The 16,522-nt window shown below is 65.6% G+C and carries 2 protein-coding genes; both read right to left on the reverse strand.

Features of this window, described 5'->3' with window-relative positions:
• Positions 1-24 precede the first annotated feature (24 nt).
• On the reverse strand, positions 25-15,981 hold the full coding sequence (locus ACFVUS_RS25950; protein WP_387771558.1) for an amino acid adenylation domain-containing protein: 15,957 nt from the start codon (positions 15,979-15,981) through the stop codon (positions 25-27).
• Positions 15,982-16,001: 20 nt separating this feature from the next.
• Complete coding sequence (locus ACFVUS_RS25955; RefSeq protein ID WP_387774690.1) at positions 16,002-16,232, reverse strand: MbtH family protein; 231 nt, start codon at positions 16,230-16,232, stop codon at positions 16,002-16,004.
• Positions 16,233-16,522: the final 290 nt, after the last annotated feature.

Here is a 16,522-nt window from a genome sequence, read left to right on the forward strand (position 1 = left end):
CGATTCGGTGGCGCAGGACGCGGCTCACACGGTGTCGGCCAGGGTCAACGCGATCGCGGCCTGGAACGCCGCGGTGAAGGGTGTATCGGGTCCGGCCGGATCGGCGAAGATATCGCCGGTTCCACCGGAGTCGAGCCAATCCTTGGCCCCGATGACGGTCACACCGGGAATAGCCGCGCATTCAACGGCGAGTCCGGCTTCCCAATCGGCCCAACCACATTCGGAGTCCGGGCAGGGGAGCAATCCCACAGTCACCGGACTTCTGGTCGCGGCGGCACGAATGGCGGTCAGATACCGGGCGGTGACCGCATGAGGGTCGGCACCGGCATGATCGCAGCCACGGATCAGCAGGGCCGTGGCGACTGCCGCCGGATCGAGCGATTCCGGGTGCGGTCCGGACGGTGCGACGGTGTACACGGTCTGATGCAAATCGGTTGCGCCCGCGCACAATTCGGCGAGAATACCGGGCGGGAAACTGGTCGCGAGCAGCATGGTGGAGGGCACCGGAGCACCCAGCGCCGCACGCTCGGCCGCATCGAGTATCTCGATCCGCGAGATACGTACCGCAGAGTCGGTGCTCACCTGCTCGAGCACCGCCAGATACCTTCCGGCCAGGGCCTGCACGGTGTCGCGGTCGAACAGGTCGGTGGCGTATTCGATCGTGCCCCGGTAGCCCTCCGATGTGCTGTCGATGAGCATCGACAGGTCGAAACGCGCTGTGCCCGTGACGATGTCGACCGGCTGGACGGTCACCTCGGGCGGCGTTGCGGCAAGCGGATCGCTGCCGCGACCGACCGTGCCCTGGAACGCCAGCGATACCTGGAACAACGGATGGAATCCGGTGGAGCGCAGCGGATTCAGCGCCGTCACCAGATGGTCGAACGGCACCTCCTGGTGGGCATAGGCAGCCAGCGCCTTGTCCCGGACCCGGACCAGCAGATCCGCGAATGCCGGATCTCCCGATGTATCGACCCGCAGCACCCAGGTATTGGCGAAGTACCCGACCAGATCGGCCAGCGCTTCGTCGGTACGACCCGCGATCGGCGCACCGATCGCGATATCGGTCCCCGCGCCCAGGCGAGACAGCAACGCGGCCAGGGCCGCCTGGGTGACCATCGATACCGTAGTGCCGTGGCAGCGGGCCAAGTCCTCGATCCGGGTGCGTAGCTCCAACGGCACGGTGAAACCGACGGTGCCACCACGGTTGGACGCGATCGCGGGGCGCGGGCGGTCCGTGGGCAATTCGATCACCTCCGGAAGTCCGGCCAGCTCCCGTCTCCAGTACGAAATCTGTTCCGAGATCAGCGATTCCGGGTCGTCGAGATCACCCATCAGTTCGCGCTGCCACAGCGTGTAGTCGGCGTACTGGACCGGCAACGCCTGCCATTGCGGTGCGAGACCCCGGTGCCGTGCGGTGTACGCGGTGAGCACATCGGTCACCAATGGAGCCATCGACGCGCCATCACCGGCGATGTGATGCAGCACCAGCGCGAGGACGAATTCGCCCGGGCCACAGGCGATGATCGTCGCCCTGATCGGTATCTCGACGGTCAGATCGAATCGATGCGCGGCCGCCGTGGCGACGACGTCGGCCGATCGGTTCGCCGGCTCGGTCACGCCGGTCAGATCGACGAACCGCACCGGTACCGCCGCGGTATCCAGAATCCGCTGGGTGCCGACACCGTCGACCTCGGCGAATAGCGTGCGCAATGCTTCGTGCCGCAGCACCACATCGGTCAATGCCGCAACGAGCGCCTCGGCATCGACAGCTCCGCTCAGCCGCACCGCGAACGGCATGTTGTAGGTCGCCGAGGGCCCCTCCAGCCGATGCAGGAACCACAACCGCTGCTGCGCGAACGACAACGACAATACCGCCGGACGCTCCCGGCGTGTCAGTGCCGGACGCAGCGCCCCGCCCTCTCCCATCCGCGCGGCCAGGCCGGCGACAGTGGGGGTATCGAACACCATGCGCACCGGCATTTCCACACCCAATGCGGTGCGCACTCGCGCCGATAGCCGCATCGCCGAGAGCGAATGGCCGCCCAATTCGAAGAAGGAATCATCGACACCGATGTGGTCGAGGCCGAGCAGCTCGGCGAAAATCTCGGCCAAGACCCGCTCGGCAGCGCTGCCAGGTGCCCGGTAGGCGGCGCTGGAGCTGATCTCGGGTTCGGGTAAAGCGCCCCGGTCCAATTTTCCGCTCACCGTCAACGGCAACTGTTCGAGCGGCACCACCGCTACCGGAATCATGTACTCGGGCAACCGGTCCGCCACGAATCGGCGCAACCGCAGCGGATCGAGCGGATCTGTGGCGGCGGAATCAGCGATCACGTACGCGACGATGTGCTTGCCCGTCATTCCGGCGATCTCTCGGACTATCACCACCGCCCGCCCGACATCCGGATGTCTGCGCAGGGTGGCTTCGATCTCCGCCGGCTCGATGCGGACACCGCGTACCTTCACCTGGAAGTCCGCGCGGCCGATGTACTCCAGGGCGCCGGAAGCGTTCCAGCGCACCACATCACCGGTCCGATACAACCGCTGCCCGGAGCCGAATGGATCGGCAACGAACCGCGTCGCCGTCAGCACCGCATGGCCGCGATACCCCCGCGCCACACCGGACCCCGCGATGTACAGCTCACCCGAAACCCCCTGTGGCACCGGATGCAACCACTGGTCGAGCACGTACACGCGGGTGTTCGCGATTGGGGCCCCGATCGGCACGGGCCCACTGTCGTCAATGCTCAGGGGCACCCGGTGCGCGGTCGCGTACACCGTGATCTCGGTTGGGCCATACCAATTCGTCAACCTGATCCGCGGAGCGATCTCGGCCAGCAACGCCACGGTCCGCGGCGAAATCGCCTCCGCACCGGTGGCGATCTCGACCAGTCCATTCAGATCCGCTCCGCGCTGAGCGCGAACCTGTTCAGCTACCTCGGCGAGGACAGCCGGGGTGAGGAACGCACGCTGAATCTGTTCGGTCCGTAGCAGATCCAGCAATCGAGCGGGATCGAGCGGCGATCCCTGTGCGAGCACGACTGTGCCACCGGCGGTCAGCGTCGGCCACAACTCGACGGCGAACGCATCGAATGCCGGAGACGCGGCGGCCAGCATTCGCTCGCCTGCGCCGACGCGCCAGTGCTGATGCACCAGATGCACCACATTTCCATGCGAGACTCCCACCCCTTTCGGCCGTCCGGTCGACCCGGAGGTGTAGATGACGTAGGCGAGGTTTCCCGGACGCAGCGAACCGCGTCGATCTGCATCGATGACGTCGCCAGGATCGGTTGCCCCACTTCGCCTTCGCAACCTCGATGCGGTGATCTCCAGGACCTCCGGACCGGTCACCACGGCCTCGGGAGTCGTGACCACCACCGCGGGAGCGGCTTCGGCGAGAATCGTGGCAATGCGCTCACTCGGAGATCCCGGATCGAGCGGTAGATAGGCGGCGCCCGCCTTGAGTACCGCGAGCATGGCCACCACCAGCTCGGGTGATCTCGACATGGCCAGTGCGACCACATCGTCCACGCCGATACCGCGCCGGATGAGGGTGCGGGCAAGCCGATTCGCGGCCACGTTCACCTCGGTATAGCTCCACGAGGTTCCCGCATAGCGGATCGCGATCGCGTCCGGGCTGGTACCGACGCGGTCCTCGAACATCGAGACCACGGTCGCCGCCAGATCGATCGGCGCGGCGGTGTCGTTGCGATCTTCGATCAGCACCGTTCGCTCACCCGGATCCAGCATCTCGAACTGCGACAGCCGAATACCGGCGTCCGCGATCAGTTGCCGCAGGATCCGCTCATATCGACCGGCTATGGTCTCGATGGTTTCCCGGGCGAAAATGTCGGTCGCGTATTCGATCCGGCAGACATATCCCTCCGACACCGGGGTGGCGGCATCGATGGAAATCGACAGGTCGAATCGTGCAGTACCGGTCGATATCCGGAGCGGAACCGCGCTGACACCCATCAGTGACAACGAGTCCGGGACGGGGCTGTCCCCGAAAGTGAGCGCGACCTGGAACAGCGGGTGATGTCCAGCCGAGCGCACCGGGTTCAGTGCCGTCACAAGTTGTTCGAACGGCAGGTCCTGATGAGTGAAAGCGGCCAGCGCCTTGTCTTTCACCCGCGCCAACAGATCACCGAACTCCGGATCACCCGACATGTCCAGGCGCAGCACCCAGGTGTTGGCGAAGAATCCGACCAACCCGGTCAACGCCTCATCGGTGCGCCCGGCGATCGGCGTGCCGATCGCGATATCGGGCCCGGCTCCCAGCCGTGACAGCAGGACGCCGAGCGCTGCCTGGGTCACCATCGATACGGTGGCCCCGTTCGCGCGGGCGAGGTGTTCGAGCCCCGCGCGCACCGGTGCCCCGATCACGAACTCAACCGTGTCACCACGGTGGGACGAAACGACCGGGCGTGGGCGGTCCACCGGCAGTTCGATCACTTCCGGCAAGCCGGCCAGTTCACGCTTCCAATACGAAACCTGCTTGGAGAGCAGCGATTCCGGATCATCATGGGTGCCGAGGAGCTCCCGCTGCCACAGCGTGTAGTCCGCGTACTGCACCGGCAGCCGATCCCATTGCGGGCCGCTCCCCCGCTGCCGTGCCGCATAGGCTGCCAGCACATCGCTCAGCAGAGGGGCCAGCGATGCGCCATCACCCGCGATGTGGTGCAGCACGATGACCAATACGTATTCGGCTGCGCCACAGTCGATCACCGTGGCGCGGATCGGTATTTCCGCGGTCAGGTCGAAGGCATGCGCCGCGGCGTCGGCCAGGGCCGCGGCGATGTCGGCGGGGCCGGCGGTGCGGATCTCGACCGGAACCGAGACCGTCGACTCGTCCAGGATTCGTTGCGCACCAACGCCATCGACCTCTGTGAACACTGTGCGCAGCGCTTCGTGCCGCAGCAGCACATCGGTCAGCGCCGCGACGAGCGCAGCGGTATCGACAGCACCGATGAGCCGTACCGCAAACGGCATGTTGTAGGTCGCCGACGGCCCCTGCAGTCGATGCAGAAACCACAACCGCTGCTGGGCGTATGACAACGGCACCACATCGGGGCGCTCCCGCGGAGTCAACGGCAGCCGCGCAGAGTTGCCCCCACCGAGCCGGAGGGCGAGTTCGGCAACGGTCGGCGCCTCGAATATCACTCGAACCTCGAGCTCGACCGCCAGTTCGGCCCGCAGCCGGGCCAGTACCCGCATCGCCGACAGCGAGTGACCACCCAGGTCGAAGAAGGAATCATCGACCCCGACCCGCTCCACGCCCAATACCTCGCCGAAGATCCCGGCCAGCACGCGCTCAGCCTCATCACGTGGTGCGCGATAGGACGCTCCGGAGGCCATCTCCGGTTCGGGCAGCGCCGCGCGGTCGAGCTTGCCGTTGGGCGTCACGGGCAATCCGTCCATCACCACGACCGCCGACGGAACCAGATGACCGGGTACCCGGGCCGCCACGTAGTCGCGCACCGAACGGCTCAGATCAAGAGCGGCACAGCCTTTTTCGGCCACCACATAGGCGACGAGCACGGCTCCCGACATAGCGCCGGGCACCTCGCGCGCGACCACGGCGGTCTGCGACACCTCCGGATGCGCCGCCACGATCGTTTCGATCTCGGCGGGCTCTATCCGGATACCGCGCACCTTGAGCTGAAGATCGGCTCGGCCGATGTAGTCCAGCACGCCGGAATCATTCCAGCGCACCAAATCTCCCGTGCGATACAGCCGTTCACCGGAACCGAACGGATCGGCGACGAACCGCGCCGCGGTCAACACCGGACGGCCGCGATAGCCACGCGCCACGCCCGCACCGGCGACGTACAGCTCACCGGCTACCCCGGGTGGCACCGGGCGCAACCAGTCGTCGAGCACGAACACCCGCGCATTCGCAATCGGCCCGCCGATCGGCACCGGTCCCCTGTCACCGATGGTCGAGGGCATCCGATACGCGGTCGCATACACGGTGATCTCGGTCGGGCCATACCAGTTCGTCAGCCTGACATGCGGGGCGATCTCGGCCAGCAGCGCCACGGTGCGGGGCGATATCGCCTCCGCCCCCGTCGCTATTTCGTTCAGGCCATCGAGTTCGCCTGCGCCGCTTCGAATCTGCTCGAGTACCTCGCTCAGGACCGCCGGTGTCAGGAAGGCACGATCCACCCGCTCCGCCCGGATCAGCTCGGCCAGCAGTCGCGGATCCACCGGCGGTTGCGGAGCCAGCACGAGCGTGCCGCCGGCGGTCAGCGTCGGCCACAGTTCCACCGCGAAAGCATCGAAAGCCGGGGACGCGGCGGCGAGCATGCGTTCGCCGCCGCCGACGCGCCACCGCTGACTCGACAGGTGCACGACGTTGCCATGGGTGACGGCAACGCCCTTCGGGAATCCGGTGGAGCCGGACGTATAGATTACGTACGCCGAATTCGACTGCCGCACAAGACCGGTCCGCTCATCGGCCACCACGTCGGCCGACCCCGCACGGGACGGATCGATCCGGTCCAGGACCACGACGCCGGCCGTCGTACTCGGCAAGCCCGCGCGTACCGCCGCCGTTGTCAGCACCGCCGCCGGTGCGGCATCGTCGAGCAGATAGGCGATGCGATCGGCCGGATACGCCGGATCCACCGGGAGATAGGCCGCCCCGGCCTTCAACACAGCCAGGTACGAGATAATCGATTCCGATGACCTCGGCATCGCCACCGCGACCACATCGTCGAGCGCAACACCTTCGTTCAGCAGCGTGCGCGCGAGATCATTTGCCGCGCAATTCAATTGTGCGTAGGTCAGCGAGAGGCCAGCGGAGCGCACTGCCACCGCCTCGGGGGTGGCGGCGGCCTGCAGCTCGAACAACGACACCACGGTCGCCTTGGGATCTATTGGATGCGCTGTCGCATTACGGGTTTCAAGCAGCAACGTCTGCACCGTGGAGTCGAGTGTGCGCAACCGGGACACCAGCGCCAGCGGATCCGCGACCAGGGCGCACACCGTGTCGGCCAGCCCGCGTAGCAGTCCCGCGATCATCGTCCGGTCGAACAGGGTGGGCTGGTATGACGCCCGCAGGTGCAGCTGCCCGTCGATCAGGTGCGCGATGATCGCCAGCGGGTAGTGGGTTCCGTCGCTGACCGTCATCTCGGTGACCGATAATCCACCTACCGACGCGGCCTGACCGCGCAGTGCCGCATCATCCATCGGATAGGACTCCAGCACCAGCAATGTGTCGAAACGGGTGGCCGCACCGGCAACAGCCTGAATCTGTCCGAGGCCGGCGCGATAGTGGTGGTCAAGCAATCCGATCTGCTCGCGCTGCAACCGCGCGAGTGCTTCGTCCACGCGCTCACCCGGCACCATGCGCACTCGCACCGGCAGTGTGTTGATGAGCGATCCGACCATGGTCTCGACGCCCGGCACCTGTGCGGGACGACCCGAGACCGTGGTGCCGAACACCACATCCGAACGGCCGGTGGCGGACCCGAGCACGAGCGCCCAGCCGAGCTGCAACAAGGTGTTGACGGTGACGCCGAGTTCGGCAGCACCGCCGGTAACTCGTTGCGTCTGCTCGGAATTCAGTGTCCGACGGATGTCCTGCGGTAACCCGTGCGGCGTAGCCCGAGAGTCGTTGGCGCAGAGCAGCGTTGGTTCCTCGACACCGGCCAGCGCCACGCGCCACGCGTCCAGATCTTCCGCCGGGTCACTCTGGGCAAGCCAGCGCACGTAGTCGCTGAAGGGCGCCACCGCACCCAGCGGCCCAGGATCGGACTCGGTGAGGTACAGCACCAGTAGATCGCGAAGTAGCAGCGGCACCGACCAGCCGTCGAGCAGGATGTGATGCGCGGTCACGATCAGCGTGGCGGTCTCATCGCGCAGACGCACGAAGGTGAACCGGAGAGCGGGGGCCCGGGCCAGATCGAATGCGGTATCGCGGTCGGCCCCGAGCACCCCGGCCAACTCGGATTCGGCCGTATCGGCGTTCAATTCGATTCGACGCCAACGCAATTCGACAGCAGCGGGAATGATCTGGCGCACCCTGCCATCGGCATCGGTGACGAACGCCGCCCGCAGATTCGAATGCCGCGCCAACAGTGCCGCCGCTGCCGCACGCAACCGCTGCTCGTCGATGAGGCCCGCCAACCTCAGCACCGCTTGAATCGAGTAGGCATCGGTCTGCGCGCCGGCCAGGGCGGAGTGGAAATACAGACCCGATTGCAGCGGAGTGCAGGGCAATACGTCCGCCAGCCGCCCATACCGGCGTTCGAGGTCGTCGATTTCGCGGCGAGAAGCCCGCACCAGTGGAAAGTCCGAGGGAACCGCGCCACCGGCATCCGGCGAATTCAGGTGCACCGCAATTGATTCCAGGGCTCGAGTCCAGAGCTCGGCGAATTCGAGGACGTCGTCGTGTGAGAGCAGGGTGTGTGCGTACTGCCAGCGCGCTACCAAACGGCCTTCGCGCACCACGCAGTCGACCGCGATTGCCGCGGGCACGGGACGATCGGCGTCGGGAGTGGCGACCAACTCACCCAGTTCGGGGTCCGGCAGCCACGGACCGGCGTCTGGAAGCACGATCTGGCCCAGATAGTTGAACGCGATCTGCGGCATGATTTCCGCCGCGCGGTCGGGCTCCGAACGCCCATACCGCGTCAGGCCGTATCCGACACCACGGGCGGGAATCGCGCGCAGTTGCTCCTTCACCGATTTGATGACCGCGCCCGGGTTACCGCTCAGTGCCGCTGCGGTGTCGGTCCTCGACAGTTCGATGCGTGCCGGGTACAGCGTGGTGAACCAGCCGACCGTGCGCGCCAGGTCCGCACCCGGCACCAGATCCTCCGTTCGACCGTGCCCTTCCAGGTTCACCAGCAGCGCGGCGTGCGGCGTGCCGCGCCGGGCCCGCCAGCCCGATGCCGCCAGCGCGAGCGCCGCGATGAGGCCGTCCTCGACGCCGGTTCGATATTGCGCGGGCAACCCGCTCACCAGCCGCGCGGTCACCGCCTCATCCAGTTCGACTGCCACACTTGCCATGTGGGCCATCACATCGATCGCCGGATCGACGGGCCTGCTGCCGAGTAACGGATCCCGCTGCTGCGACAGGTCCCGCCAGTACTCGATGTCCCCGGGATCGGCCGCGGCCAACGCATGCGCCCAGCGCCGCATCGAGGTGCCGACCGGAGACAATTGCGGTGCCGTTCCGGCCGCGATATCCGGCCAAACCCCGAGCAGGTCGGCCACGATGATCCGCCAGGAGACCGCGTCGACCACCAGATGGTGGGCTACCAGCAGCAATCGACCTGCCGCCTCGGCTCCGCAATCGAGCCATACCGCCCGGAACATCACGCCATCTACGGGTCTGAGTGTCGCGACCGCGTCGTCGAGTGCGGTCACCGTCGTGGCCCGCAGGTCCGCGCCGACCTCCACACGCCACAGCAAGTCGGCTATATCGACCGCGCCGTGTTCCCGCACCACCAATCGGTGGTGGCCCGAATCGACTACCAGCCGCGCGCGCAACATGTCGTGGTGGTCGATCACCGCCGCCAAGACCGTCGTCAGGGACTCGCGATCGATTCCGATCGGCAGCTCGAGCACCACATGCTGGCTGAATCGGTCCCAGCCACCTGGCCGGGACACCATCCAGGCGGCGATCGGCGGCAGCGGCATGGAACCGATTCCGCCGCCGGATAATTCAGCCAGCACCGTACTGGCCGGCCCCGATTCGGAGTGTGCGGCCAACCGCGCGACCGTCCGATATTCGAACACGTCCCGCACCGTGAAATTCACCCCGCGGGCACGCGCTCGCGACACCAACTGGATGGCGATGATGCTGTCGCCGCCCAGTTCGAAGAACGAGTCGTCGACACCGACGCGGGCGCAACCGAGCACCTCGGTGAATACATCGGTGAGTGCGTGCTCGGCCGCGGTGGACGCCGGCCGAAAATGCGTGCCGGAGAAGGGCTCCGGATCCGGTAGTGCGGCCTGATCAAGCTTGCCGTTCACGGTCAGCGGCAAGCGATCGACCGCAACCAGCGCGGAGGGTACCAGGTGCGCGGGCAGCCGCTCGGCCACGGCCAGCCGCAGCCCGGTCACATCCACACCGTCACCGGCGGGCACCACGTACCCGACAAGTCGGCTGCCCGATGCCGCGGGGCGGGCCACGACCGCGGCCTGCGCCACTGCCGGATCCGCCAGCAGTACCGCTTCGATTTCACCCGGCTCGACCCGGAAGCCTCGCACCTTCAGCTGCGTATCGGAGCGGCCCAGGTACTCCAGTTCCCCGGCCCGATTCCAACGAACCACATCCCCGGTGCGGTACATGCGCTCATCGGTATCGAACGGACTGGCGACGAAGCGCGCCGCCGTCAACGCCGGTCGGCCACGGTAGCCTCGGGCCAAGCCGATACCCGCTATGTACAACTCGCCCGCTACCCCGGGAGCCACCGGGCCGAGCCCCGAATCCAGCACGTACACGCGAACATTGGCGATCGGACGGCCGATCGGCACCGGACCCGCGCCCGTGCCGGCCGGAACTCGATGAGCTGTCGCCCATACGGTGCCTTCGGTCGGACCGTAGGCATTGACGACCGGCGCACCGGGCAGGGCGGCGGCGGTCGAATCGACGACCGCCCGCGACAATGCCTCCCCGGCGTAGACAACCGCCTCCGGGATGCCCTCGAATCGGCCGGCGCATGCGGCCAGCACCTGGCCGAAGGCCGAGGGAACCGTGCAGATCATGCCGTACCCGGTGCGGCGGGATTCGGACAGCGACACGATATCGCGCACAATCTCCACACCGGCTCCGGCGCACAGCGCGGGAAAGAGTTCGAATACCGACGCATCGAATGACACCGAGGAGCTGACCAGCACGGGTGCCGAAGGCTTTCCGTCCCACAGGGTCTCGATGACGGCCCGGACGAGATTCACCACGCTGCGATGGGTGACGGCGACGCCTTTGGGCGCTCCCGTGGAGCCGGAGGTATAGATGACGTACGCCAGATTCGCCGGACGCAATGCGCCGGTGCGCGCGCTCTCCATCGGAGGTGTGGGATGCGCTGCCGGATAGGCATTTTCGAGCTCGGTGAGCAGCAGCGTCGGGGCGGTGGCCGGGAGTGCCGTGACGGTTCCCGTTGTGATCGTCAATGCCGGTGCCGCGTCTCGGAGAATGTACGCGATGCGTTCGCCCGGATAACCCGGATCGATCGGCAGGTACGCCGCACCGGCCTTCAGCACCGCCAGCAAACACACCACCAGATGCGGTGACCGCGGGACCGAGACAGCGACCACATCATCGACCGAAACACCCCGGCGCATCAGCAGACGAGCCAATTCATCCGCGGCAGAGCCCAGTTCGGCATAGGTTAACGACGAGCCCTCGTGCACCACGGCAGTCGCGTCCGGATCGGTCGCAATTCGGCGCTCCAGCAGGGATACCAGCGTCGCGCTGTCGTCGACCGGGCCGGTCGTGTCGTTCCAGACACCGAGAACAAGTGATCGCTCGGCGTCCCCGAGTACATCGAATCGCGTCATCGGGGTGCCGATATCGGAAACCGCTCGGCGCAGCACCCGCAAGTAACGCTCAGCGAAGGCTTCGATCGTGGCGCGGTCGAACAGATCGGTCGCGTATTCGATACTGCCGCGGTAACCCTGCTCGGCGTGACTGGTGGTGTCGATCATCACGGCAAGGTCGAAACGCGCAGTGCACGTGGGGATCTCAAACGGTTGCAGTGATACACCGGGCAGCAGATCCGCAATCCGAGACGCGCTCACCACCTGGTTGTTCTGGACGGTCAGCGACACTTGGAACAGTGGGTGGTGCGCGGTGGACCGCACCGGATTCAGCAGTCCCACAAGCTGTTCGAACGGAATGTCCTGATGCTCGTACGCGGACAGAGCCCGATCGCGAACCTGCGCCAAGAGGTCTTCGAATGCCGGATCGCCCGAGGTGTCCACCCGCAACACCCAGGTGTTGACGAAGAACCCGACCAGATCTGCCAGCTCCGCATCGGTTCGGCCGGCAATCGGCGAGCCGATGGCGATATCGTTGCCCGCCCCCAGTTTCGAGAGCAGCACCGCCAGCGCGGTCTGGGCAATCATCGATACGGTGACCGAACGATCCCGAGCCGCCGCCTCCAGCCCCTCCCGCAGCGGCGCGGGGATCGAAAAGCCTAGCGTTTCACCGCGATACGAGGACACCGCGGGGCGTGTTCGATCCATCGGGAGCTCGATAGCGTCCGGCAGTCCCGCCAGTTCGTGTCGCCAGTACTCAGCCTGCGCTGAGATAACCGACTGCGGATCATCCAGCTCGCCCAGCAGGTCTCGCTGCCACAGCGTGTAATCGGCGTACTGCACCGGCAGGGGCGGCCACTGCGGATCCACACCGCATTGCCGGGCGGCGTACGCGGTCAGCACATCGGTCACCAGCGGTGTGATCGAGGCGCCATCGCACGCGATGTGGTGAACCACGACCGCCAGGACCACCGTGCCGTCGCACTCGATTATCGAAGCGCGGAAAGGGATTTCGGCCGCCAGGTCGAAGGTGTATCGCGTCAGCACGTCGACGGCGTCGGCAACCGATTCCGGTGTGAGCGCCTCGACGATATCCACCGGTACGTGGACCGCCCCGGGAGCCAGCACCCGTTGCGACCCGGCATTCGCAACCTCGGCGAAAATGGTTCGCAGCGCCTCATGGCGCACCACCACATCGTGCAGCGCCGCATGCAGCGCCGGCACATCGACCGCTCCGCACAGCCGGACCGCATAGGGCATGTTGTAGGTCGCCGACGGTCCCTCCAGCCGATGCAGGAACCACAACCGCTGCTGCGCGAACGACAGCGGCACCGTGTGCGGCCGGTCCCGCCGGGTCAGCGCCGGGCGCGCCGGTGTGGCGTCTGAGAGGCGGGTGGCGAGCCGCGCCACCGTCGGCGCGTCGAACATCGCCCGCACCGGCAGTTCGACGGCCAATTCCGCGCGTACTCGCGCAAGCACCCGCATCGCCGACAACGAATGGCCGCCGAGGTCGAAGAAGGAATCATCGGCGCCGACCCGGTCGACCCCCAGCACCTCGCCGTATATGTGCGCCAGCATGCGTTCGGCGGGGGTCGAGGGATCGCGGTACACGGTGCTCGAGACCGCCTCGGGATCCGGCAGCAATGCCCGGTCCAGCTTTCCGTTCGACGTCAACGGGAGCCGGTCCAACAGCACGATCGCCGTGGGCACCATATGGTCCGGCAATTGCCGCGCCACACGGCGCCGCAGTTCCGCCGCGTCCACATCCCCGGTCGCGACGACGTACCCAACCAGCCGTGAGTCCAGCCCGGCCCGCGAACGCGCGACAACGACAGCCTGGGCGACTCCGGGTTGTTCGGTAAGCACGGCCTCGATCTCGCCGGGTTCGATCCGGAACCCGCGCACCTTCAGCTGAAAATCGGAACGCCCGATGTACTCCAGTCGGCCCGACCGATTCCAGCGCACCAGATCGCCGGTTCGGTACAGACGTGCGCCGGAACCGAATGGGTCGGCGACGAATCGCGCGGCCGTCAGTGGTGCTCGGCCTCGATATCCGCGCGCCAGTTGCACACCGGCCAAATACAACTCACCGATGAGGCCCGGCCCGACGGGGCGAAGCCATTGATCCAGCACATACGCGCGAGTGGCCGTCACCGGGCGGCCGATCGGGACAGAGACGGTGTCCGCGTCGGACACCTGGTGATAGGTGACGTCGACAGCTGCTTCGGTGGGCCCATACAGATTGTGCACGGCAGCGCGAGTCGCCGCGCGCGCACGTTGGGCGGTATCTGCGGGCAGTGCCTCGCCGGAGGTGAAAATCCTTTGTAGCGAAGACATCTCACCGAGCGGGAGCTCGAGGAATTCGGCGAGCATCGAGGGTACGAAGTGCACGGTGGTGACCTGCTCGGCGTCGATCAGCCGGGCAAGATAAGTCGGATCACGATGTCCGCCGGGAACTGCGAGTACTTGCTTGGCCCCGGTCAGCAAGGGCAGGAACAGTTCCCAGACCGATACATCGAAGGTGATCGGCGTCTTCTGGAGCACCACATCGGCGGTGGTCAGACCGTATTCCCGGCCCATCCAACACAGCCGATTGACTATCGAGCCATGCTCGACCGCAACGCCTTTCGGGCGACCGGTGGAACCGGAGGTATAGATCACGTATGCCACGTTCGACGAATGCAGCACACCTGCCCGCTCACCATCGGTGACATCGGTTCGGTCGACATCATCCGAAGCCGTGTCATCCGGCCCGATGATCAAGGTTTCGACGGCGGATTCGGGCAGCGCGGCGCGATTCGCCTCGGTGGTGATCAACAGGGCGGGATCGGCGTCGGTGAGGATGAAGGCCGAACGTTCGGCCGGATGCTCAGGATCGATCGGCAGGTATGCTGCACCCGCTTTGAGGATGGCCAGCAGCGCCACAATCAGTTCCGGGCACCGCTGCGCGGCAACCGCGACGACATCGTCGACGGCGACCCCTGCGTGGATCAGTCGGCGAGCCAACCGGTTCGCCGCCGAATTGACCTGCGAATAGGTAAATTCCGAGCCCTCGAACACCACAGCGATAGTCGACGGCGTCTCGGCGGCACGAGCCTCGAACAGCGAGATCAGCGTTTCCTCAGCCGATCCAGCTGTACCGGTATCGTTCCATGTCCGCAGCACGAGGGCCCGCTCGGCCGGGCTTTCGTGATCCACCCGGCAGACCCGCAGACCTGGATCGGCCACCACCTGTCGCAGCACCCGGACGATCGTGTGGGCATAGCGTCGCAGGTCGGAACGACCGAATTGCCTGCCGTCGGCCTCGATCTCGATCCGGCCGTCGGTGTATCTCCCGGAGTCATAGGCGAACAGAACACTCAGATCGGAGTCCGGCGCCATCGGCAGATGCCGGAACTCCACGCTCCCGTATTCGAACGGAATCGACGCGTTGAGAAAGGGGATGATGTTGACGGTCGGACCGAAGGAGTCGCCTGCGGCGATGTTCGCATAACGCCGAATATGGGAGATATCCAGCTTGGACCTGCGCAGAATGCTCGAAATCTCCGACGCGACGGCCGCACAGAATTCCCGGAAATCCATTTCGGGCCTCATGCGAATATGCAGCGGGAGAACATTGGCGAGCAGTGCCGGCGTCGATCGAGCCCGTCCTACCCGGTTGGCCACCGGGAATTGAACATAGAATTCATCCGATTGGCCGAAGTATCGAAGGGCCAGCGTAACCACTGCGGTCAACACCGCCGGCAGCGGCAGTCCCAGACCCTCTGCGGTCTTGGCGATCAGTGCGACATCCTCGGCCGCGACATCGATGCCTTCGCTCAGCAGCACATCGTGACCACCAGCGGTCTCCCGGGAAATCCGATAGGTTTCCGCGAATTCACCCACGTAATCCTGCCAGAACGCAGCATCGCGCTCGAACCTCGCGGATTCGTAATACTCCGCGACGGTGTCCACATATTCACCGATGCCGAGGAATCCTGATTCGCCGGCTGTCGGTCCTCCCAGCAATTCCGTATATCGCTCGACAATTCGCCGCCCCAGGATCACCCAGCTGGCCGCGTCACCGATCACATGATGCGAGACAAACCCGAACAGCAATCGCTGCGCGGACAGAGATATCACATAGCAGCGAAAGAGAATATCGTGTTCCAGATCGAACGATTCATTGTCGAGTTCGGCAAAGAATTCCAGCGCACTCTGCTCGGGGTTCGAATGCCCGGAGAGATCGACCAGTTGTGGCGTCCACGAATCGATATTCCGGAAATTCTGCCGTAGGCCATCGGCACCCTCGGTAATGCAGACCGTGACGGTAGGTGCGTCCACGATGACGCGCCGTGCGGCCTCGACAAACTTCTCCGGATCAGCGATACCACGCACGTCCAGGTATCCGGAGACGTTGAGATTCTTTTCGGGATCCAGTTGCTGCGCGAACCAAACCGACATCTGCTGCGGAGTCAACGGGTATGACGCGGACACATGCTGGTCTTGCACGAAAAATCTCCTGTGTGCTCTTACCCCGCTTGAGCGGCGTCTGCTGCCATGGCCTCGCGCAAACTGCGCGGGCGCATATCCGTCCAGGTACGCTCGACGAATTCCGTACACGCCTGGCGACTATCGGCCCCGAAGGCGACCGTCCAACCGGCCGGAATCTCGGCGAATATCGGCCAGAGCGAGAACTGTTCCTCGGCATTCACGAGGACATAGAACTCACCGGATTCGTCATCGAAAGGATTTACACTCATCGCTTCTCCATAGTGTGCGCCGAACACAAACAGCGCCATCGAATTGATGGTCTCCCCACCACCGTCAGACCGGACGGCGAAGCGACACCATCAGATATGAATTACACCGTCATTCGCGGTGCACAAGGTCAAGCCGACGGTCTACCGACACGTAGGCTGAGAATGATCCACCATGCAGCACAAATCGAGCGACAGACGCGTTCGATCAGCTGCTGCGGGGATGTTATTTCACGGAATGTCCGGTCATATCGACATTCATGCAGGTATCAGCCACTGCCCGACGATTTTAC

It is taken from the genome of Nocardia sp. NPDC058058, assembly GCF_042885355.1.
Taxonomy (GTDB): Bacteria; Actinomycetota; Actinomycetes; order Mycobacteriales; family Mycobacteriaceae; genus Nocardia.